Origin of the sequence: Streptomyces marincola (assembly GCF_020410765.1) — a bacterium.
Lineage (GTDB): Bacteria > Actinomycetota > Actinomycetes > Streptomycetales > Streptomycetaceae > Streptomyces > Streptomyces marincola.
Genome location: NZ_CP084541.1, coordinates 14,441 through 33,322, shown reverse-complemented (window position 1 = coordinate 33,322; position 18,882 = coordinate 14,441). Strand labels below are relative to the sequence as shown.

Below are 18,882 nucleotides of genomic sequence, written 5' to 3'. Positions count from 1 at the left end.
GGCCGCGGGCGGCCCTCGCCCTGCTGGCGGGCACAGTCGTCCTGGGCATCTCCGTGATGGCGGCGGGCACAGGGCAGCAGGCACCTCCGCCCCAGCCGGGCGACGCGCGGCGCGCGGCCGGCGCCGCCGCGCCCGGCGGCGCCGCGGGCGCGGCGGCACCCCTGCGGCCCGCCGTTCCCACCTGGGTCTCCATCCCCGCCATCGACGTGGAGGCCCCGCTCATGAACGTCGGCCTCGACCCCGAGGGCTGGGTCGACGCGCCCCCGCAGGAGATCGCCAACCTCGCCGGCTGGTACCAGGACGGCGCCGCACCCGGCGCCCGGGGCACCGCCGTGATCGTCGGCCACGTGGACAACGCCTCGGGCCCTGCCGTGTTCTACGGCCTGGGCGTACTGCGCCCCGGGGACGCCGTCGAGGTGATCCGCGAGGACGGCGTGGCCGTCCGCTTCACCGTGTACGACGTCGCGGTCTACGACAAGGACGAGGTGCCGCCGTCGGTCTACCACGACACCGGGCAGCCGGAACTGCGCGTGATCACCTGCGGCGGCAGCTTCGAGCAGGACTCGGGCTACGAGGACAACGTCGTGGTGTACGCGCGCATGACGGACGCCGGGTGACGGACGCCGGGTGACGCCGGGTCACGCGAACGGCGGCACCCCCTAACCCGTATGTCGCGCATGGTGCGTTATAGGGCATTTCATCCGCTTAATGTCGCTGTGCAGGGTGACGCGCACGTCGACAGAGGAGCTTGATGATGACAGCACTGCGTACCGCACTGGCCGCCGCCGGACTGGGCGCGGCGGTCTGGGCGGCGGGCGCGCCCGCCGCCCTCGCCGAGGAACGGCCGGCCCACCCGAAGGCCGCGTCCTTCGGCTTCAGCGTCTCGCCGGCGGCCGTGCGCCCCGGCGGGGCGATCGACCTGACCGTCACCAACTGCACCCGCCACGAGGCGACCGCCGAGTCCGCGGTCTTCGACCGGGTCGTGCTCGGCATGCCGGGCGAGTTGCAGAGCGCCCGCACCACCGTCGACACCGACGCCAGGCCGGGCACCGAGTACGAGGTGCGGTTCACCTGCGGCGGCCAGTCGGGCACGGCGACGCTCGACATCCTCTCCGCGAGCGCCTCGCCCACGCAGACCGGCTCGGCACGGCCGACGGCGAGTTCCACCGTGCTGCCCACCCGCGGCGCCCAGGCCGGCGTCGGTGGCACCCAGTCGAACGGCGACACGATGCTCTGGGCGGGCGCCGGCCTCACGACCGCGGCCGTGACCGGAGCCGTCCTCGTCGCCGCCCGCCGCAGGACCGGCAGGCACCGCTGACGGCCGCACCCCCCGGCGCCCCGCACACCCGGCCCCGCGCGCCGGCCGGCGCGAGCACCGCGCGGCGAGCCGCGGTCCACCGGCGGCGCGGCCCGTTCCGCGGCGCTCAGCCGCGCCCCGCCGTGGCGCACCGCCGCAGGAAGAGGGCCTCGGCCACGGCCAGGCGCCGCAGCTCCTCCGGCGACACGCTCTCGTTCACCGCGTGGATGCGCGCCTCGGGCTCGCTCAGCCCGATCAGCAGGATCTCCGTCTCGGGGTAGAGCCCGGCGAGCGTGCTGGTCAGCGGAATCGACCCGCCCTGCCCGACCACCGCCATGCGGGTGCCGTCGTACGCGTCGCGCAGCGCCGACTCCATCGCCTCGTACGCCGGACTCGCGGTGTCGGCCAGAAACCCCTCCCCGGTGCCCACCAGTTCGGTCTCGACCCGCACGCCCCACGGGGCCCGCGCGGTCAGGTGGGCGGCCAGCAGGTCACCGGCCTCGCGCGCCGGCACTCCGGGCGGCACCCGCAGGCCGAGCAGCGCCCGCGCGCCGGCCTGCACCGCCGGCGTCGCGCCCACCACCGGCGGGCAGTCGATGCCGCACACCGTCACCGAAGGCCGGGCCCACAGCCGGTCCGCCACGGAACCCGAGCCCATGAGCCCCACCCCGTCGAGCACCTGCGCGTCCGCCCGGAACCGCTCCTCCGCGTAGTCGCTCCCCTGCCAGGTGCCGTCCCCCGCGAGCCCGTCGATGGTGGTGGACCCGTCCTCCGCGTGCAGGGAGGCCAGCATCCGGATCAACGCGGCGAGCGCGTCCGGCGCCGCGCCGCCGAACGCCCCGGAGTGCAGGTTGCCCGCCAGGCTCTCGACCCGCACCCGCAGCGCCGCCATGCCGCGCAGCGAGGCCGTCACCGTCGGCTGCCCCACGCGGACGTTCCCGGTGTCGCCGATCACGATCACATCGGCGGCCAGCAGCTCGGGGTGCTCCTCCGCGTACCGCTCCAGGCCGCCGGTGCCCTGCTCCTCCGACCCCTCCGCGATCACCTTCACGCCGACGGGCACCCCACCGGTGGACCGCAGGGCCCGCAGCGCGAGCAGGTGCATCAGCACGCCGCCCTTGCAGTCGGCCGCGCCGCGCCCGTACCAGCGGCCGTCGCGTTCGGTCAGCTCGAACGGCGGCGAGATCCAGCGCTCCTCGTCCAGCGGCGGCTGTACGTCGTAGTGCGCGTACAGCAGAACGGTCGGCGCGCCCTGCGGGCCCGGCAGGTGCCCGTACACCGAACGCGTCCCGTCCGGCGTGTCCAGCAGCGCCACCTCGTCGAAGCCCTCCGCCCTGAGCGCCGCGGCGATCCAGTCGGCCGCCGCGTGGCACTCCTCGACGGGGTACTGCGCCGGGTCCGCCACGGAGCGGAAGGCGACCAGCTCGGCCAACTCCTCCCGGGCGCGCGGCATGAGCGCCGCGACAGCGGTGGCGACGGTGTCCTGCTCCGGACTGTGCTGCATCACATTCCTCCTCCGTGCGGGCGCACGAAGCAGGCCCAAGAGAGCGACGCACCCGCCACACGTTCGGCAAAAGGGGACCTGTCGATGATCCCACAGCCGGGTTGCCGGAAGAGCGCGAACTAGGATGCCTCGCGGTGACCGAATCGTCAGACGCAAGCGGGGAGCGGCAGCACATCGTGACCAGCGAGAACGAAGCCGGGGCCGAACTGGTGTGGGACGTCGTGGTGGTGGGTGCCGGACCCGGAGGGGCGTCCGCCGCCCGGGCCGCGGCGGAGGCCGGCCGGCGCGTTCTGCTCCTGGAGAAGGCGGAACTGCCCCGCTACAAGACCTGCGGCGGCGGCATCATCGGGCCGTCGAGGGACGCGCTGCCACCCGGGTTCGAACTCCCCCTGCGCGACCGCGTGCACGCCGTCACGTTCTCGCTGAACGGCCGGCTCACCCGCACCAGGCGCTCCAAGCGGATGCTGTTCGGCCTGGTCAACCGCCCCGAGTTCGACCAGCGGCTGGTCGAGGCCGCGGTGCGGGCGGGCGCCGAACTGCGCACCGGGGCCGCGGTGTCGCGCGTCGAGCAGCACGGCCCCGCCGTCCCCGACCGGCGCACCGTCGCCGTCGTGCTCGCGAACGGGGAGACCGTGCTCGCCCGGGCCGTGGTCGGCGCCGACGGCAGCGCGAGCCGGATAGGCGCGCACGTCGGCGTGCGCGTGGGGCAGGTGGACCTCGGCCTCGAATCGGAGATCCCCGTGCCACCCGAGGTCGCCCGCGACTGGGCCGGCCGCGTCCTGATCGACTGGGGGCCGCTGCCCGGCTCCTACGGGTGGGTCTTCCCCAAGGGCGACACCCTCACCGTGGGTGTGATCTCCGCCCGGGGCGACGGCGCCGCGACCAAGCGCTACCTGGAGGACTTCATCGCGCGCCTCGGCCTGGCCGGGTTCGAGCCCTCGATCTCCTCCGGCCACCTCACCCGCTGCCGCACCGACGACTCGCCGCTCTCCCGCGGCCGGGTCCTGGTCTGCGGCGACGCGGCCGGCCTGCTGGAGCCGTGGACGCGGGAGGGCATCTCCTTCGCCCTGCGCTCGGGGCGGCTGGCCGGCCAGTGGGCCGTGCGCGTCGCCGAGGCCGGCGACGCCGTCGACGCCCGCAGGCAGGCGCTGAACTACGCGTTCGCCATCAAGTCGGGACTCGGCGTCGAGATGGGCGTCGGGCGCCGCGTGCTCGGGGTCTACGCCGAGCACCCCCGGCTGCTGCACACCGCCATGGTCGGTTTCCGCCCCGCGTGGGCCGCGTTCGGGCGCATCACGCGCGGCTCGACCACCCTGGCCGGCCTGGTCCGCGCCCACCCCGTGGCGCGCAGAACGCTGGCCGCCCTCGACCCGGCGCCGGGCAAGGACGGGAACGCGGGGGAGGGCGACAAGGCGCGGAAGCGGCCGGCGGGCAGCGGGGATCAGGAGACCAGCGCGGGCTCCGCCAGCAGCAGCCCGGGGTCCTGACGCAGGATCCGCTCGTGCAGGGCGCGCAGCGCCGGCCCCGGGTCCGCACCCATCTCCACGGCGATCCGGCGCCGCGCCTCCTCGAACTCCGTCAGCGCCGCCGACGCCTGCCCGCTGCGGTAACGCGCGAGCATCAGCAGCCACACCAGGCGCTCGCGCAGCGGGTGCGCGGCGACCTGCCTGACCAGTTCGTGCACGCACTCGTGGTAGCGGCCCAGGCGCAACTCCCCTTCCAGCCGGGCTTCGAGCAGCATCAGACGCTTCTCCGCCCACCGCAGCCGCTCCGCCGCCAGGAACGGACCCGCCAGCCCCTCGGCGAACTCACCGCGCCACAGCGCCTCGGCCTCGCCGGCCAGCCGCACCGCGGTCCGCAGGTCCCCGGCGTCCCGCGCGACGCGGGCCCGGCCCAGCAGCGCCAGGCGTTCGCGCACGTCGGCGGCCTCCGCGCCGGTCAGCAGGTAACCGCTCCCGGTCCACCGCAGCTGCGGAACGCCGGGGCCGCCGCCCGCGGACGCGAACGCCCGGCGCAGCCCCGAGACGTACTTCTGCACCAAGTTCCGCACGTGCGCGGGCGGTTCCTCGCCCCACAGCGCGTCGACGAGCGCCGCGTACGACAGCGGCCGGCCCTCCTGGAGCAGCAGGACCGCGAGCACGGCCCGCTGGCGCGGCGCGCCGAGCGGCACCTCACCGCGGGGACCGGACGCGCGCAGCGGCCCGAGGAGTTCGAAACGCAGACCGTCAGCCATGGCCAGAGCCTAACGCGGAGGCCGCCCGGCGCCCCCGCGGCGCGTGTCCCGCGGGCCGCCGCCCCGGGGCGGCGACAGCGTGCCAGCGGACGTTCCAGCGCGCGTTCCAGCGCGTGGTCAGCGGCGCGCGTCAGCGTGGCGGCACACCACGCGACGGACGGAAGGAAACGCGGACCATGGCGCAGCACGACGGGGACGGCGGGCCACTGGCCCGCCTGGGCCGGTTCACGGTCCGGCGCGCGGGAGCGGTACTCATCGCCGCCCTGGTGATGTTCCTCGGGGCCGGCATCTACGGCGCCGGGGCCCAGAGCGATCTCGACATGGCCCGCTGGGACGCGCCGGGCACCGAATCCGTACGCGTGCAGGACGTCCTGCGCGAGGAGTACGGCACCGGCAACCCCAACCTCGCGCTGCTCGTCACCGCGCGGCACGGCGACGTGGACACCGCGGCCGTGGCCGCCGCCGGGCGCGACCTGGCCGCGGAACTGGCCGGCCACCCCATGGTCACCGACGTGGCCGCCTACTGGGAGGGGCGCGACCCGGCCCTGCGCAGCACCGACGGGCAACGCGCCCTGGTCCTGGCCCGGCTGGAGGGCACCGCCACCGACACACGCGCGGAACTGGCCGACCTCTCGCCCCGACTGGCCCGCACCACGCCCGACATCGACGTCGCCGTCGGCGGCCAGGAAGAAGTCTCCCGGCAGGTCGGCGAGCAGGCGGCGCAGGACTTCCTGACCGCCGAGGCCGTCGTGCTCCCGGCCGTCCTGCTGCTGCTGATCCTGGTGTACCGGCGGACCGTCGCGGCCCTGCTCACCGTCGGCGTCGGACTGCTCTCGGTGCTCGGCACCCTCGCGGGACTGCGGCTCCTCGCCCAGTTCACGGAAGTCTCGACGTTCGCCGCCAACCTCGCGCTCGTCCTGGGGCTCGGCCTCGGCATCGACTACTGCCTCTTCGTGATCAACCGCTACCGCGAGGAACGCGCCGCCGGGCTGCCGCGCGAGGACGCCGTGCGGCGCTCGGTCGCCGTGGCGGGGCGCACCGTCATGTTCAGCGGCCTCACCGTCGCCGTGTCGCTGTCCACGCTGCTGGTCTTCCCGTTCTTCTTCCTCAGCTCCTTCGCCTACGCGGGCGTGCTCGTCGTGCTGACCGCCGTGGCCGGCGCCGTCGTCGTGCTGCCCGCCGCGCTCGCCCGCTGGGGGCACCGCGTCGAACGCCCCGGCACCCCCGCCGCCCCGGGCGACGGAGGCTTCTGGCGGCGCACGGCGCTGGCCGTGATGCGGCGGCCGGTCCTGGCCGGCGCGGCGGCGCTCGCCGTGCTGCTCGTGGCCGCCTCACCCGTCCTCGGACTGCGGTTCGGCCTCCCCGACCAGCGCACCCTGCCCGAGGGCACCTCCAGCCGCGAGATGTCCGAGGACGTGCGCGAGCACTTCCCCGCCGAGGCCACCGACACCCTGTACGTCGTCAGCGAAGGCCCCACCGGGGTAGCCGAGGCGGACGTCGCCGCCTACGCCGCCGAACTCTCGCGCGTCCCCGGCGTCTTCCACGCCGTCTCCGCCGCCGGCACCCACCGCGCGGGAGAACTGGTCGCGCCGCCGGGCGCCGCGGCGCAGGACGCCGTGTCCGCGTCCGGCGGGGCCCTGATCTCCGTGGTGCCCACCCAGGAGGCCATGGAGGGCGACGTGCCCGGCCTCGTCGCCGACATCCGCGACGTGCCCGCGCCCTACGCGGCCGAGGTGGGCGGCTACCCGGCCGAGACCAGCGACTTCCGCGCCACCCTGCTCGAACGCGTGCCGCTCGTCGCCGCCCTCGTCCTCCTGGTGACCTGCGGGGTCCTGTTCCTGATGACCGGCAGCGTGCTGCTGCCGCTCAAGGCGACGGTCCTGAACCTGCTCAGCCTGTCGGTCATGTTCGGCGCCCTGGTGTGGATCTTCCAGGACGGCAACTTCTCCGGACTCCTCGGCTTCACCCCGACCGGCTCCATCGAACCCAGCATCCCCATGCTGATGTTCTGCATCACCTACGGCCTGTCCATGGACTACGAGGTGTTCCTGCTGTCCCGCATCAAGGAGGAGCACGACCTGACCGGCGACACCCGGCACGCCGTCGCCACCGGCATCGCCCGCACCGCGCCACTGATCACCGCCGCGGCCGGCATCCTGGTCGTCACCTTCGCCACCTACGCCACCAGCGGCATCGTCTTCCTCAAGGAACTCGGGGTCGGCACCGCTCTGGTGATCCTGGCCGACGCCACCTTGATCCGCATGGTCCTGCTCCCGGTGTCGATGCGCCTGGCGGGCGCCGCCAACTGGTGGGCCCCGCCCCTGCTGCGCCGGGTGCACGCCCGGTTCGGGCTGCGCGAACACGCCGCGCCCCCCGCGGCTCCGACCCCGGTGCCACACGAGACCGGGGCACCGCGACGCGAGTACGCCGGCTGAACACCACTGGCCGGCCCGGCCCCCTCGGGGGCCGGGCCGACCGGTGGCCCGGGGCGCGGCGGGCGGGCCGTTCCCCGCGCCGGTGCTCGTCACCGGACGCGGGAGCGCGCACGCACTCCGCCGCGGGAAAACCGGCGGCCCGCCCGCCGCGCGGTGCCCGTCGGCGCCCGCGCCGCGGCGCGGGCCGGGCTACGCGCCCGGCACGGCGGTAGGGGCGGGGCCGGCGGCACCCGGCGCGCGCTTGCGCCGCACGTACAACTGCTTGCGGACCCGCGCGACCACGGTCCCGTCCGCCGCGACCACGGTGCAGTCGAACCAGGGCAGCACCTTCGCACCGCCCTCGGCCGCCGCCCTGATCGCGGCCACGCGCTCCTCGTCGAGCACGAACTCCGCGAACACGTCGCCGCGCCCCGGCGTGACGTACTCGATCTCCGCCGCCTTGTCCCACACGACATAGCCGCTGCCGAGCCGGTGCAGCACCAGCAGCGCCCAGAACGGGTCGCACATGGAGTAGAGCGAACCGCCGAAGTGCGTGCCGAACCAGTTGCGGTTCAGCCGGCCGAGACGCAACCGGACCCGCGCCGCCCCCCAGTCGTCCGCGATGCTCAGCACCTTGATGCCCGCGAAGCGGTACGGAGGCCACCAGCGCATGAGGCGGCCGAGCGTTCTCGGCCTGACCGAGCGTGCCATGGCCCGAAGTTACCACGCTCGTTACTGGCCGGTAGCCGGTGGTGTCAGACGCCGCCCGCCTCGGCCCACAGCGCGGCGACCGACCGGTCACCGGTGACCTTCACCTCCGGGCCCCACGCCGACCGGTTCCACAGCACCGGGTAGAGCGCCTCGACCGGGCCGGCGAACTCGCAGTCCGCCGCCACGGCCCCCGTGACACGCTCACCGCGCGGCGCCCCGCCGGAAACGCGCACCACCCAGTCGTCCCCCGGCCTGTCCGTCGCGCGCACCCGGAGCACCGCCGGCACCGGGCGGCGCAGCCGGCTCCGCGACCGGCTGTGGAACCCGGTCAGCAACTCGTCGACGCCGTCGGCCGCGAACGCGGCCGGGACGGGGGAGAGGGGCACCCCCGCCGCGCGTTCCGCGTCCATCCGGTGCACGGCCGTCTCGTGCGCCTGCCGCCTGGCCCAGAAATGCCGCGCCGACGGCGAACCCGCCAGAAACGTCAGGCACTCCAGGTCCTCCGGCGCCGAGGCGAACGCCGTGAGCAACGCGTCGTGCCCCGCGCGGAACCAGGCGCCCAACTCCCCGTCCGGCACCCGGTGCTCGGGCAGCGGGCGGCGTTCCATGTGCCCCGCCGTCAGGTACTCGGCCGCCCAGCGGTGCACCGACCCCGTGTGCAGCACGAGGTCGCGGACGCGCCAGCCCGGGCAGGTCGGCACCGCGGCGTCCGGCCCGGCCCGGAGCGCGGCGGCGGCGAGCGCCGCCCCCTCGGCCCTCAACTGCCCGAGCAGCAGGTTCGTTTCCACGGGCCGATTGTGGCAGGGCCCCCGGGCCGCGTCATCAGGCCCGCGCCTGCAACGCGCCCCGCAGCACGAAGGCCGTCACGGCCGCGACCGCCGCCAGCATCGCCACCGTCGTCAGGGCGGCGGCGAGGCCGAACCAGTCCGCGAGGAACCCGATCACCACAGGCCCGAGGAGCATGCCGCCGTAGCCGAGTGTCGAAGCCGCGGCCACCCCGCGCGGACCCGCGAGCTGCCCGGCCCGGCCGATCGTGATCGGGAAGATGTTGGCGAGCCCGAGGCCCGTGACGACGAAGCCCGCCAACGCCAGCCACACCGTCGGCGCCAGCGAGGCGACCAGCATGCCCACGGCCGCGGTCGCCCCGCCGAGCACGAGAGTCCGCTGCTGCCCAAGCCGCTCCACCGTCGCCGAGCCCGTGAGCCGTCCGATCGTCATCGCCAGGGCGAACACCGCGTATCCGGCCGCGGCGAGCCCGGGCCCCGCCTCAAGCGACTCCCGCAGGTGCAAGGTGCTCCAGTCCGCCAACGCGCCCTCCCCGTAGGTGGTGCACAGCGCGATGAAGCCGAGCAGCAGCACCAGTCGCCGCACCGGGCCGCCCAGCAGCCCCCCGGCCCCGTCCCGCCCACCCGTGTCCGCCCCCGCGCCTCGAAGTCCCGGACCTTGCCGTTCGGCGCGTGCCCGTTCCTCCGCGTCCGCCTCCCGCGCCGCCGCGGGAGGCGACGCGGCCAACAGCGCCCGCCCGGCGACCACGGCGATCAGCAGGCCCGCCCCGGCCAGCAGGGACAGGTGCCACGCCGCGCTCAACCGGCCCGCGAGCAGCCCGCCGGCCCCCGCGCCCAGCATGCCGCCCAGGCTGAACGCCGCATGGAAACTCGGCATCACCGGCCGCCGCAGCGCCACCACGAGGTCGACCGCCGCGCTGTTGCTCGCCACGTTGACCGCGCCGAAGGCCGTCCCGAACACCAGCAGCATGACCCCCAGCGCCATCGCGGAACCGGCATGTGCGGGCAGCGCCACGCTCAGCGCCAGCACCACGCCCGCCGCCACCGTCACCGGGTGATTGCCGAAGCGCTGGCACAGCCGTCCGGTCAGCGTCATCGTCACCACGCCGCCGGCCGACACCCCGAGCAGCGCGACACCGAGCGCACTCGCGGAGGCCCCCGTCTGCTCCTTGATGTCGGGAATGCGCACGACCCACCCGGCGAACACCAACCCGTCCAGCGCGAAGAACGCCGTCAACGCGGCCCGCAGCCGCCGCAGTCCGGGGTCGGCGGCCGGTCTCCCCGCGCCACCGGGGCGCCGGCCGGGGGAGAGGATCGTCCGCAATTTGTTTATTGGAGGCACAAAGCCAGAATAGGGGCGTGACCCACACTCGTACCAGGCTCGACAGAGGCCGCAACGCGCTCGGCCCCGCACTGGAACTCGTGCACACCGGCCGCGCCCCCACCCGGGCCGTCCTCACCACGGAACTCGGTGTCACCCGGGCCACCGCGGGCGCCGTCGCCGGCGAACTCCAGACCCTCGGCCTCATCACGGTCGACTCCCGCCCGAGCGCGTCCCCCGGCAGCCACGGCCGTCCCTCCCACCGGCTGGCCATCGCCGACGACGGCCCTGTCGCCCTGGCCGCCCAGGTCCACGTGGACGGATTCCGCGCAGCGCTCGTGGGCCTCGGTGGCCGCATCGCGGCCACCGCACCCGCCTGCGTGACCGTCGACGCCGACCCCGCCCACGCGATCGGCGAAGTCGTCGCCGCCGGCGCCGCGCTGCTGCGCGACAGCGGGCGGCGCTGCGTCGGCGCGGGCCTCGCCGTGCCCTCCGCCGTCGCCGAACCCGAGGGCACCGCCCTCAACCCGCTCCACCTCGCCTGGCCGGTCGGTGCCCCCGTGCGCGAGATCTTCAACCGCTGCCTCGCAGAAGCCGGCCTCGACGTCCCCGGCTTCTGCGGCAACGACATCAACCTCACCGCCCTGGCCGAACACCGCCACGGCGCCGGCCAGGGCGCCGCGCACCTGCTGTGCGTCGCCACAGGGCACCGGGGCGTCGGCGGCGCACTCGTCCTCGACGGCCGCCTCCACACCGGCAGCGCCGGCCTCGCCCTGGAAGTCGGTCACCTCACCGTCGACCCCCAGGGGCGCCCCTGCCACTGCGGCAGCCGCGGCTGCCTCGACGTCGAGACCGACCCCCTCGCGCTGATCGAGGCCGCGCACCGCAGCCCCGACCCGGAGGGCTCGCTCCTCGACCAGGCCACGCACCTGCTGCGCACGGACCGCACCCCCGAGGTGCGCGCCGCCGTGGCCACCGTCATCGACCGCCTCGGCCTCGGCCTGGCCGGCCTGGTCAACATCCTCAATCCGGACCGCATCATCCTCGGCGGCCTCCACCGCGGGCTCCTGGAGGCGGACCCGGCCCGCCTCCGCGCCGTCGTCGAGGAACGCAGCCTGTGGGGCAGGAGCGGCAGCGTCCCCATCCTGCCCTGCACCCTCGACCACACCAGCCTGGTCGGCGCCGCCGAACTGGCCTGGCAGCCCGTCCTCGACGACCCCCTGGCCGCCCTCACCCGCTGACGGAGCCCCACCACCGCCCGCGGCCGAGGGACCGGCAACCGCACCCCCGACGCCGGTCCGCGGAAGACCGCCGTCCGTCCGCTCCCGAGGCGGCGACGGAGCGGCCCTGCGGCTGTCCCGGACGCCCACCACCGCCCGCCGCCCTGGCCGACCCGGCACAGCCCCCGCCCTCGCCGCTCCCGCCCTCGAACGCCCGCCCCCGGCCGCGAACGCCCGCCTCCGCCGCCGCTCCCGCCCCCGAACGCCCGGCCCCGACACCGCCCCCGCCTCCGACGCCCGGCCCCGACACCGCCCCCGCCTCCGACGCCCGGCCCCGACACCGCCCCCGCCTCCGACGCCCGGCCGCGAACGTCCGCCTCCGGCGCCCGGCCCCCGCCGCCGCTCCCGCCCCCGAACGCCCGGCCCCCGCCGCCGCGCCCGCCCCCGAGTGTCCACCCCCGACACCGCCCCCGCCCCCGCCACCCGGCCCGGGAACGCCCAGCGGCCATACCCGCCGCCACCCGGGCCGATGCCCGCACACCCCGCCGGGCAGCCGCACCCCGCCGCGTCACGCCCCGACACCGCACCCGCCCGGCGGCGTCACTCCCGCCCCGCCACGGACCCCTCCCGGCCCACCCAGCCCGGCAGCAACGCGAGGACCGCACGCCGGGCCGCCTCGTCCGCCGCCTCGTCCCCCGGGTCCGGCGTCGCCGGCACCTGCAACCGGTACACGGGCCCCGCACCCAGTCGCGCGAACCCGCGGCCCGGCGGAACCACCCCCGCCGGAGCCACCCGCGGCGCCGCCCCCAGCACCCCCGCGACCTGCTCGGCCGATGCCGCACCCAGCACCACCCGGGCCCGCGCGCAGGCCGCCACCGCTCCCAGCACGGCCAGCCCCTCGAACTGCTCCGCCAGCGCCACCGTCACCCGGCCCGCCCGCCCGAAGCGCAACGGCACCCGCAGCGATTCGAGCGGGTCCCGAAGCCCCTGCACCGCCGCCAAGTGCCCCAGCAGCGCGGGCCGGTCCACCACGATCCACAGGGCCCGCGCGTCCCGCGCCCCGTCGCACGGCGCCAGCAGCCGCCGCTCGGTCTCCCGCGCCGCCCACTCCAGGGCCGCCACCCCGCCGGAGGGCGACGACTCCACCGACACCACCCCCGACCGGCCGGCGAAGCAGGAGAACTCACCGGCGCCCGACCCGTCCACCAGGAGCACATCGGCGTCCTGAAGGGCCTGAAGCGCCACCGACCGCAACAGCGACGACGTCCCCGACCCCGGCACCCCCACCGCGAGCAGGTGCGGCTCCGCGGTCCTCGGCCCCGCCCGCCACACCACCGGCGCGGCCTCCACCGGCTCCCCGCACCCCGGCCCGCCCCGCACCGGCACCGTCCGGTCCACCGCGCCCGCGTCCGTGAACCCGAGCACCACCTCGCCCGAAGCGGCCACGAACCGCTGCGCCCCGATCCCCGTCGGCAGCGGCTCCACCGCCACCATGTCCAGCTCTCCTTCCTCCTCGTCCCACCGGAACCGGAACTCCCTGCCCCGTCCCGCCTTCGCCGCGAGCAGCCGCTCCACCCGCTCCCGGCACTCGGGATCGCCGTCCGGGAAGAACGCCGGATACCGCAGCCTGAGCCCCGAGATCCGCCCGTCGTCACTCACTGTAACCGAAGGGAAGCAGCGCTGCCAGACCCCGCCGTGCGCGTACAGCGGATCGGGTGACGGGTCGGACGGCAGGGAGAAGTGCGGCACCAGCGCCTCGTACAGCACGGCGAGCCGCTCCTCCGCCGCCGCCCGCGCCGCCCGCCGCTCCCGTGCGGCGGGCCCGCCGCCCCACCCCGACCACGCCGCGGCGGTCAGCACCGCGCCGCACGTCAGCCACAGCGCGTACGGCGTCAGCCACAGCAGCAGCCCCACCGCACCGCCGAGCAGCATCGCCGGCCCGCGCTGCTCGCGCGACAGCCCGCGCCACCACCGCCACACCGACCGCGCGAGCCGCCCGAGGCCGCGCACCACAATCGCGAACGGAGACACCGCACCCCCTACAGCGTGATTCCGCCCAGCAGGTTGGCCAGGCTCGCGCCGCCGGCCTGGATGCTCGGCGCGATCGCCGTCCCCGCCAGGTAGAACCCGAACAGCGCGCACACCACGGCATGCGACAGCTTCAGCCCGTCCTTGCGGGCGAACAGCATCACGATGATGCCGAGAAAGACGACCCCCGAGATGGACAAGACCATGAGGACTCCCGATGCGTGTCAAAGGCATGTGCGATACGTGCGAGCGGTCGGTCGGCGTTCCCGCAAGCACTCTAAAACTCGCAAAGCATCATTTTTGCGCTGACGAGGCATATGGAGGACAGGGGCGCACCGGCACCCCGGCGCCGCGACCCGGCGGCCCGAGAGCCGGTGCGGTGCGGGACCCGCCCGGGAGGTCGATAGGCTGGTCCCCGGCCAAGGGCGAGGAGGAACAAGGACGATGGCAGAGAGCGCGCAGCCACTGTCGGCGCGAGCCAGGCTGGCGGTGACGGCGGGCAAGGCGGCTGCGGCCGTGTCCCGTGCGGCGGGCCGCGGCAGCGGGTCGGTGATCGGCGGACGGGTGGCCCTCAAGGTGGACCCGGAGCTGCTGTCCCGTCTCGCGGGGCACCTCGAAGTGGTGCTCGTCTCGGCCACCAACGGCAAGACCACCACCACGCGACTGATCGCCGAGGCGCTCCGCGCCGGCGGCGAAGTGGTCTCCAACGCCCTCGGCGCCAACATGCCGGCCGGTATCACCTCCGCCCTCTCCGCCGGAGCCACCGCGCGCTTCGGCGTCCTTGAGGTCGACGAGAAGTACCTCGCGGGCGTCGCCAGGGACGTCACTCCCCGGGCCATCGCCCTGCTGAACCTCTCCCGCGACCAGCTGGACCGCGCGGCGGAGACCCGCATGCTCGCCGAGCGCTGGCGCGAAGGGCTCCAGGGCAGCAAGGCGACGATCATCGCCAACGCCGACGACCCGCTGGTCGTCTGGGCCGCCTCCTCAAGCCCCGACGTCATCTGGGCCGCCGTCGGCCAGGAGTGGAAGGACGACGCCTGGTCGTGCCCCGCCTGCGGCGGCGTGCTCCACCGCCCCGACGCCGTCCACTGGCAGTGCGGCGAGTGCGGCTTCGGCCGCCCCGCGCCCAGCTGGGTCCTCTCCGGTGACACCGTCGTCGATCCGCACGGCACCCCCTGGCCGATCCGCCTCCAGCTGCCGGGCAGGGCCAACAAGGCGAACGCCGCCACCGCCGCCGCGGTGGCCGCCGCCTTCGGCATCCACCCCCAGGTCGCACTCGAACGGATGCAGTCCGTCGCCGCCGTCGCCGGCCGCTACGACGTGGTGCAGCACCAGGGCCGCGACATCCGGCTCCTCCTGGCCAAGAACCCGGCCGGCTGGCTTGAGACCTTCTCCCTCATCGACCCGCCCCCCGCGCCGGTCATCCTCTCCGTCAACGCGCGCGGCGCCGACGGAACGGACACCTCCTGGCTGTGGGACGTCGACTACGGGCGCCTGGCCGGCCACCCCATCGCGGTCATCGGCGACCGCCGACTCGACCTCGCGGTGCGCCTGGAAGTCGCCGGCGTGCAGTTCCGCGTCTGCGAGACCCTGGACGAGGCGGTGCAGATGCTGCCGCAGGGCCGTATCGAGGCCATCGCCAACTACACCGCCTTCCAGGACATGCGCCGCATCGTCGGCAACTGACCCGATCCCCAGAAAGGGACCGACCCATGAGCACCTCAGGTCTGCGCGTCGTCTGGGTCTACCCGGACCTGCTGAGCACCTACGGCGACCAGGGCAACGTCCTCGTCGTCGAACGGCGTGCCCAGCAGCGCGGCCTGGCCGTGGAACGCATCGACGTCCGCTCCGACCAGGCCATCCCCACCTCAGGCGACATCTACCTCATCGGCGGCGGCGAGGACCGCCCGCAGCGGCTCGCGGCCGAGCGGCTGCGCCGGGACGGCGGCCTCCAGCGCGCCGTCGACAACGGCGCGATCGTCTTCTCGGTCTGCGCCGGCTACCAGATCCTGGGGCACGAGTTCATCAACGACCTCGGGCAGCGCGAACCGGGCCTCGGCCTGCTCGACGTCATCAGCGTCCGCGGCGGCGGGGAGCGCTGCGTCGGTGACGTGCTCGCCGACGTCGACGAAACGCTTCGCCTGCCGCAGCTGACCGGGTTCGAGAACCACCAGGGCGTCACCCAGGTCGGCCCGGGCGCCCGCCCCCTGGCGCGCGTGCGCCTGGGCAACGGCAACGGGACGGGGGACGGCACCGAGGGCGCCTGGGCCGGCACGGTCTTCGGCACCTACATGCACGGCCCGGTCCTCGCCCGCAATCCGCAGATCGCCGACCTGCTGCTGAAGCTGACCCTGGACGTCAACGCGCTTCCGCAGGTCGACGACCGCTGGTACGAGGCGCTGCGCGCCGAGCGGATCGCCGCGGCGACGCAAGCGGCCTGAGAAACGCACGAAGCAAGGAGCACAGGGCATGGGCAGCGGACACGACGGCCACGGCGGGGCGATGGACCTGCCGCCGTTCACCGTCGGACGCGCGTTGGAGATCAGCGTCGACGAGGTCTTCCTCCTCGGGTCCCTGGCGGTCCTGGCGCTCTACGGCTGGGGAGTCCTGCGGCTGCACCGCCGCGGAGACTCCTGGTCCGTGCCCCGCACCGTGTCGTTCACCCTCGGTATCGCGTCGATCCTCGCGGTCACCTGCACCGGGCTGAACGACTACGGCATGGTCCTCTTCAGCGCCCATATGACGCAGCACATGGTCATCAGCATGATCTCGCCGATCCTGCTGCTCCTCGGCGCGCCCGTCACGCTGGCGCTCCGCGCCCTCCCGCCGGCGGGCCGGGGCCGCAGGGGACCGCGCGAGGTGCTGGTCGCGGTGCTGCACAGCCGCTGGATGCGCGTGGTGACCAATCCGGTGTTCACCATCGCGATGTTCATCGCCAGCCTTTACGGCCTCTACTTCACGGCGCTGTTCGATTTCCTGATGGACACCAGGGTCGGGCACGTGGCGATGATGCTGCACTTCCTCGCGGTGGGTCTGGTGTTCTTCTGGCCGGTCATGGGAGTCGACCCGGGACCGCACCGCCCGGGACACCTCATGCGCATGCTGGAACTCTTCGCGACCATGCCGTTCCACGCCTTTTTCGGCATCGCCCTGATGATGGGCTCCGAGCCGCTGGTGGATTCGTTCGCGGATCCGCCCGCGTCCCTCGCGGTGGACGCGGTCGAGGACCAGTCGGCGGCCGGAGGCATCGCCTGGGCCTTCAGCGAGATCCCCACCGTGATCGTGCTGGTCGCCCTCGTCGTGCAGTGGTACGTCTCCGAGCAGCGGCGGGCGCGCCGGCTCGACCGGGTCGCCGACCGGGACGGCGACCGCGACCTGGCGGACTACAACGCCTACCTGGCCTCCCTCCAGACCCGAGGCTGAGGCCGGTCCAGGAACGCGCGCCGGGCACGCGCCGCGCGATGCGCACGCCTTCCCGGCACGACGACGGCCCGCCCGGCACGAAGCCGAGCGGGCCGTGGAGGGGGATTTCCTCAGTCCTCGCTGGTGAAGACGGGACCGTTGATGCAGTCCCGGGCTTCCTGCTCCGCCTCGGACTTGACCGGGACCTTCTTGGTGAGCAGCTCGAAGTTCGAGGCGCACACCGTCACCGGACGGAACTGGATGTTGGAGTTGAACGAGGAGCCGAAGTCGACCTCGACATCGGCGGCGGCGGTGCTGACCATGCCAGCAGCGCTGAACAGGGACGCGGTGACCGCGGCGACGGCCAGAGCTGAACGGAGACGCATAGCATCCTCTCCCATTCGGAACAACAGGACTTCACACAAGTTGCACCATGGCGACGCGCATTTCGCTGCCCGACATGCGCATTGGTTCCAAAGAGCGACGGAATGCGTGCGGTGGTGTGCCGTCTTTTGCTCGGGCCGGAGAAGCAAGGCGAGAAGCCGACCATCGCATCATGTGGATTCCGCGTGTTGTCGGCCTCGTCCGCAACGGGCGGGGCGCCGCGACGGCACCCGCCGGCGGGCGCGACGCCCCGACGGCGTCGACGGTTCAGATCGCGTCCGCCGGCCCCGCCGGCTCACGGCGAGGTGGCTGACGCCCCGCCGTGCGCCCGGCGTGACAGGAGCACCGAGCCGATCTCGGCGACGTTCTTCGCCAGCTCGACATTGACCCACGCGGCCACGTTCCCCAGCGGCTGACCCTCGCCCCACGGCAGCCCCGCCGTCCGCCCGGCCGAGTCCAGCTCCTCGTCGGTGAGCGCGAGCAGCCCGGCGCGCCACGTGTCCTTCAGGCCGCGCAGCCACCGCGTCGCGGCCTGCGCCCCGCCCGGCCACGCGATGGCCTCGCGCTCCGGCGCGCCCGCCCCGAAGCAGTGCCCCGCGGTCGTCGTCCACCAGTACCCGATGTGCCAGGTCAGCCAGCCCACCGTCGGGGTCGGCACCGGGTCGGGCTCGGGAACCCGCCAGTCGGCCACCCACCGGCCCGAGAGGTCCTGCCGGACGGTCCAGCTGTTCGGCGACGGCTCCCACAGGCAGGCCGCGTCGTCGAGCTCCCGCACGTGATACTCGAACAGGGCCCAGATGATGTCGAGCTGGTGCGCCAGCAGATCGGCCCGGGGCGTGGTCATGGGGAGACGCTGGCACCGATCACCGCGCCGGGCAAGCGCATTACCGGCGCCCGGCCTCCGCCGCGGGACGGCCCACGTCAACCGCTCTGCGATCACTCCCGGAACGGGTGAGGCAACGCCCTCCCAGGCGACGGCCGTTCGCCCCACCGCCGGGCCATCGGCCTCGGGCGCGGCCCCCGTCCGCCCACCGGCACCGGGCCCGCCGCCGACGCCGGGCCGCGCCGCTCCCGTGCGCCGTAAAGTCCCACCCATGCCGGAACTCCAACTCCTGCGGCACGATCACGGCCCCGCGCTCCTCGCCTTCGAGCGGGAGAACCGGGCCTACTTCGCCATGTCGCTCCCCGACCGCGGCGACGACTGGTTCGCCGACTTCGACCAGTGGCACCACCGCCAGCTCGCCGAACAGGCGGCCGGACGGCACTACTTCCACGTACTGGTCGGCAGCGGCGGCGACATCCTCGGCAGGATCGACCTGCTCGACGTGACCGACGGCCGGGCCGGTCTCGACTTCAGAATCGCCGAGCGGGCCGCGAACCGGGGGCTCGCCACCTCGGCCGTCCGCCAGGTCTGCGCCCTCGCCGCCGCCACCTACCGTCTCACCGCGCTGCGCGCCGCGACCACGCCGGACAACGCCGCCTCCCGCGCCGTCCTGGCCCGCACCGGCTTCGTTCCCGCCGCCGAAGCCGCCCTCGACCGCGGCCCCTGCCTCCGCTTCACCCGCACCCTGCCCACCGGCTGA

At 74.9% G+C, this 18,882-nt stretch carries 18 protein-coding genes; 9 read left to right on the top strand and 9 right to left on the bottom strand.

What is annotated here, in order from left to right; all coding sequences use genetic code 11:
- The first annotated feature begins 56 nt into the window (after window positions 1-56).
- The gene (locus tag LC193_RS00145) at window positions 57-617 is read left to right on the top strand and encodes a class F sortase (protein ID WP_404819503.1); all 561 of its coding nucleotides are present in this window, start codon (window positions 57-59) and stop codon (window positions 615-617) included.
- 137 nt (window positions 618-754) lie between these two features.
- Window positions 755-1,318 (top strand): hypothetical protein, encoded by a 564-nt coding sequence (locus tag LC193_RS00140; RefSeq protein ID WP_086162535.1) that lies wholly within the window; start codon window positions 755-757, stop codon window positions 1,316-1,318.
- A gap of 106 nt (window positions 1,319-1,424) precedes the next feature.
- On the opposite strand, the gene LC193_RS00135 is transcribed toward LC193_RS00140, so the two are convergent.
- Window positions 1,425-2,801, bottom strand: coding sequence for a dipeptidase (locus tag LC193_RS00135; RefSeq protein ID WP_226069974.1), 1,377 nt, complete (start codon window positions 2,799-2,801; stop codon window positions 1,425-1,427).
- Between the two features lie 176 nt (window positions 2,802-2,977).
- Here LC193_RS00135 and LC193_RS00130 point away from each other — a divergent pair, with 176 nt between their 5' ends.
- Entirely contained in the window at window positions 2,978-4,288 is a 1,311-nt protein-coding gene (locus LC193_RS00130; RefSeq protein ID WP_226078417.1) for a geranylgeranyl reductase family protein, read from the top strand.
- Here the strand turns inward: LC193_RS00130 and LC193_RS00125 are convergent.
- The gene (locus tag LC193_RS00125; RefSeq protein ID WP_226069970.1) at window positions 4,243-5,034 is read right to left on the bottom strand and encodes an AfsR/SARP family transcriptional regulator; all 792 of its coding nucleotides are present in this window, start codon (window positions 5,032-5,034) and stop codon (window positions 4,243-4,245) included. The two genes, LC193_RS00130 and LC193_RS00125, sit on opposite strands and share 46 nt — an antisense overlap.
- 176 nt (window positions 5,035-5,210) lie before the next feature.
- On the opposite strand from LC193_RS00125, the gene LC193_RS00120 reads away from it, so the two are divergent.
- Window positions 5,211-7,469, top strand: a complete 2,259-nt coding sequence (locus LC193_RS00120) for an MMPL family transporter (protein ID WP_226069967.1) — start codon at window positions 5,211-5,213, stop codon at window positions 7,467-7,469.
- A 189-nt stretch (window positions 7,470-7,658) separates the two neighbouring features.
- Here LC193_RS00120 and LC193_RS00115 read toward each other — a convergent pair whose 3' ends face one another.
- The 3 genes from LC193_RS00115 to LC193_RS00105 are packed head-to-tail and all read right to left on the bottom strand — an operon-like array spanning window position 7,659 to window position 10,286.
- Window positions 7,659-8,159 carry a DUF4442 domain-containing protein gene (locus LC193_RS00115; protein ID WP_226069963.1) on the bottom strand — a complete coding sequence of 167 codons (501 nt, stop codon included), beginning with the start codon at window positions 8,157-8,159 and terminating at the stop codon, window positions 7,659-7,661.
- 44 nt (window positions 8,160-8,203) lie between these two features.
- The gene (locus tag LC193_RS00110; protein ID WP_226069959.1) at window positions 8,204-8,947 is read right to left on the bottom strand and encodes a maleylpyruvate isomerase family mycothiol-dependent enzyme; all 744 of its coding nucleotides are present in this window, start codon (window positions 8,945-8,947) and stop codon (window positions 8,204-8,206) included.
- A 34-nt stretch (window positions 8,948-8,981) separates the two neighbouring features.
- Window positions 8,982-10,286 carry an MFS transporter gene (locus LC193_RS00105; RefSeq protein ID WP_404819320.1) on the bottom strand — a complete coding sequence of 435 codons (1,305 nt, stop codon included), beginning with the start codon at window positions 10,284-10,286 and terminating at the stop codon, window positions 8,982-8,984.
- Between the two features lie 17 nt (window positions 10,287-10,303).
- On the opposite strand from LC193_RS00105, the gene LC193_RS00100 reads away from it, so the two are divergent.
- Window positions 10,304-11,506: an ROK family protein gene (locus LC193_RS00100; protein ID WP_226069946.1), complete on the top strand. Its 1,203-nt coding sequence runs from the start codon at window positions 10,304-10,306 to the stop codon at window positions 11,504-11,506.
- Window positions 11,507-12,085: 579 nt separating this feature from the next.
- Here LC193_RS00100 and LC193_RS00095 read toward each other — a convergent pair.
- Both LC193_RS00095 and LC193_RS00090 read right to left on the bottom strand, forming a co-directional pair.
- Complete coding sequence (locus tag LC193_RS00095) at window positions 12,086-13,516, bottom strand: hypothetical protein (protein ID WP_226069944.1); 1,431 nt, start codon at window positions 13,514-13,516, stop codon at window positions 12,086-12,088.
- An 8-nt stretch (window positions 13,517-13,524) separates the two neighbouring features.
- On the bottom strand, window positions 13,525-13,719 hold the full coding sequence (locus LC193_RS00090; RefSeq protein ID WP_086161889.1) for a hypothetical protein: 195 nt from the start codon (window positions 13,717-13,719) through the stop codon (window positions 13,525-13,527).
- Between the two features lie 238 nt (window positions 13,720-13,957).
- Here LC193_RS00090 and LC193_RS00085 point away from each other — a divergent pair, with 238 nt between their 5' ends.
- Genes LC193_RS00085 through LC193_RS00075 form a run of 3 tightly spaced genes read left to right on the top strand, consistent with a single transcriptional unit; the run spans window position 13,958 to window position 16,936 of the window.
- Window positions 13,958-15,199 carry a Mur ligase family protein gene (locus LC193_RS00085; RefSeq protein WP_226069942.1) on the top strand — a complete coding sequence of 414 codons (1,242 nt, stop codon included), beginning with the start codon at window positions 13,958-13,960 and terminating at the stop codon, window positions 15,197-15,199.
- A gap of 26 nt (window positions 15,200-15,225) precedes the next feature.
- Complete coding sequence (locus LC193_RS00080; RefSeq protein ID WP_226069939.1) at window positions 15,226-15,954, top strand: type 1 glutamine amidotransferase; 729 nt, start codon at window positions 15,226-15,228, stop codon at window positions 15,952-15,954.
- A 28-nt stretch (window positions 15,955-15,982) separates the two neighbouring features.
- A complete protein-coding gene (locus tag LC193_RS00075) occupies window positions 15,983-16,936 on the top strand; it encodes a cytochrome c oxidase assembly protein (RefSeq protein WP_226069937.1) in 954 nt (317 codons plus the stop codon).
- Window positions 16,937-17,046: 110 nt separating this feature from the next.
- Here the strand turns inward: LC193_RS00075 and LC193_RS00070 are convergent, their stop codons facing one another.
- On the bottom strand, window positions 17,047-17,301 hold the full coding sequence (locus LC193_RS00070) for a hypothetical protein (protein ID WP_226069935.1): 255 nt from the start codon (window positions 17,299-17,301) through the stop codon (window positions 17,047-17,049).
- A 293-nt stretch (window positions 17,302-17,594) separates the two neighbouring features.
- A complete protein-coding gene (locus LC193_RS00065; RefSeq protein WP_226069933.1) occupies window positions 17,595-18,143 on the bottom strand; it encodes a DinB family protein in 549 nt (182 codons plus the stop codon).
- Between the two features lie 250 nt (window positions 18,144-18,393).
- Between LC193_RS00065 and LC193_RS00060 the strand changes: the two genes are divergently transcribed.
- On the top strand, window positions 18,394-18,882 hold the full coding sequence (locus LC193_RS00060) for a GNAT family N-acetyltransferase (protein WP_226069931.1): 489 nt from the start codon (window positions 18,394-18,396) through the stop codon (window positions 18,880-18,882).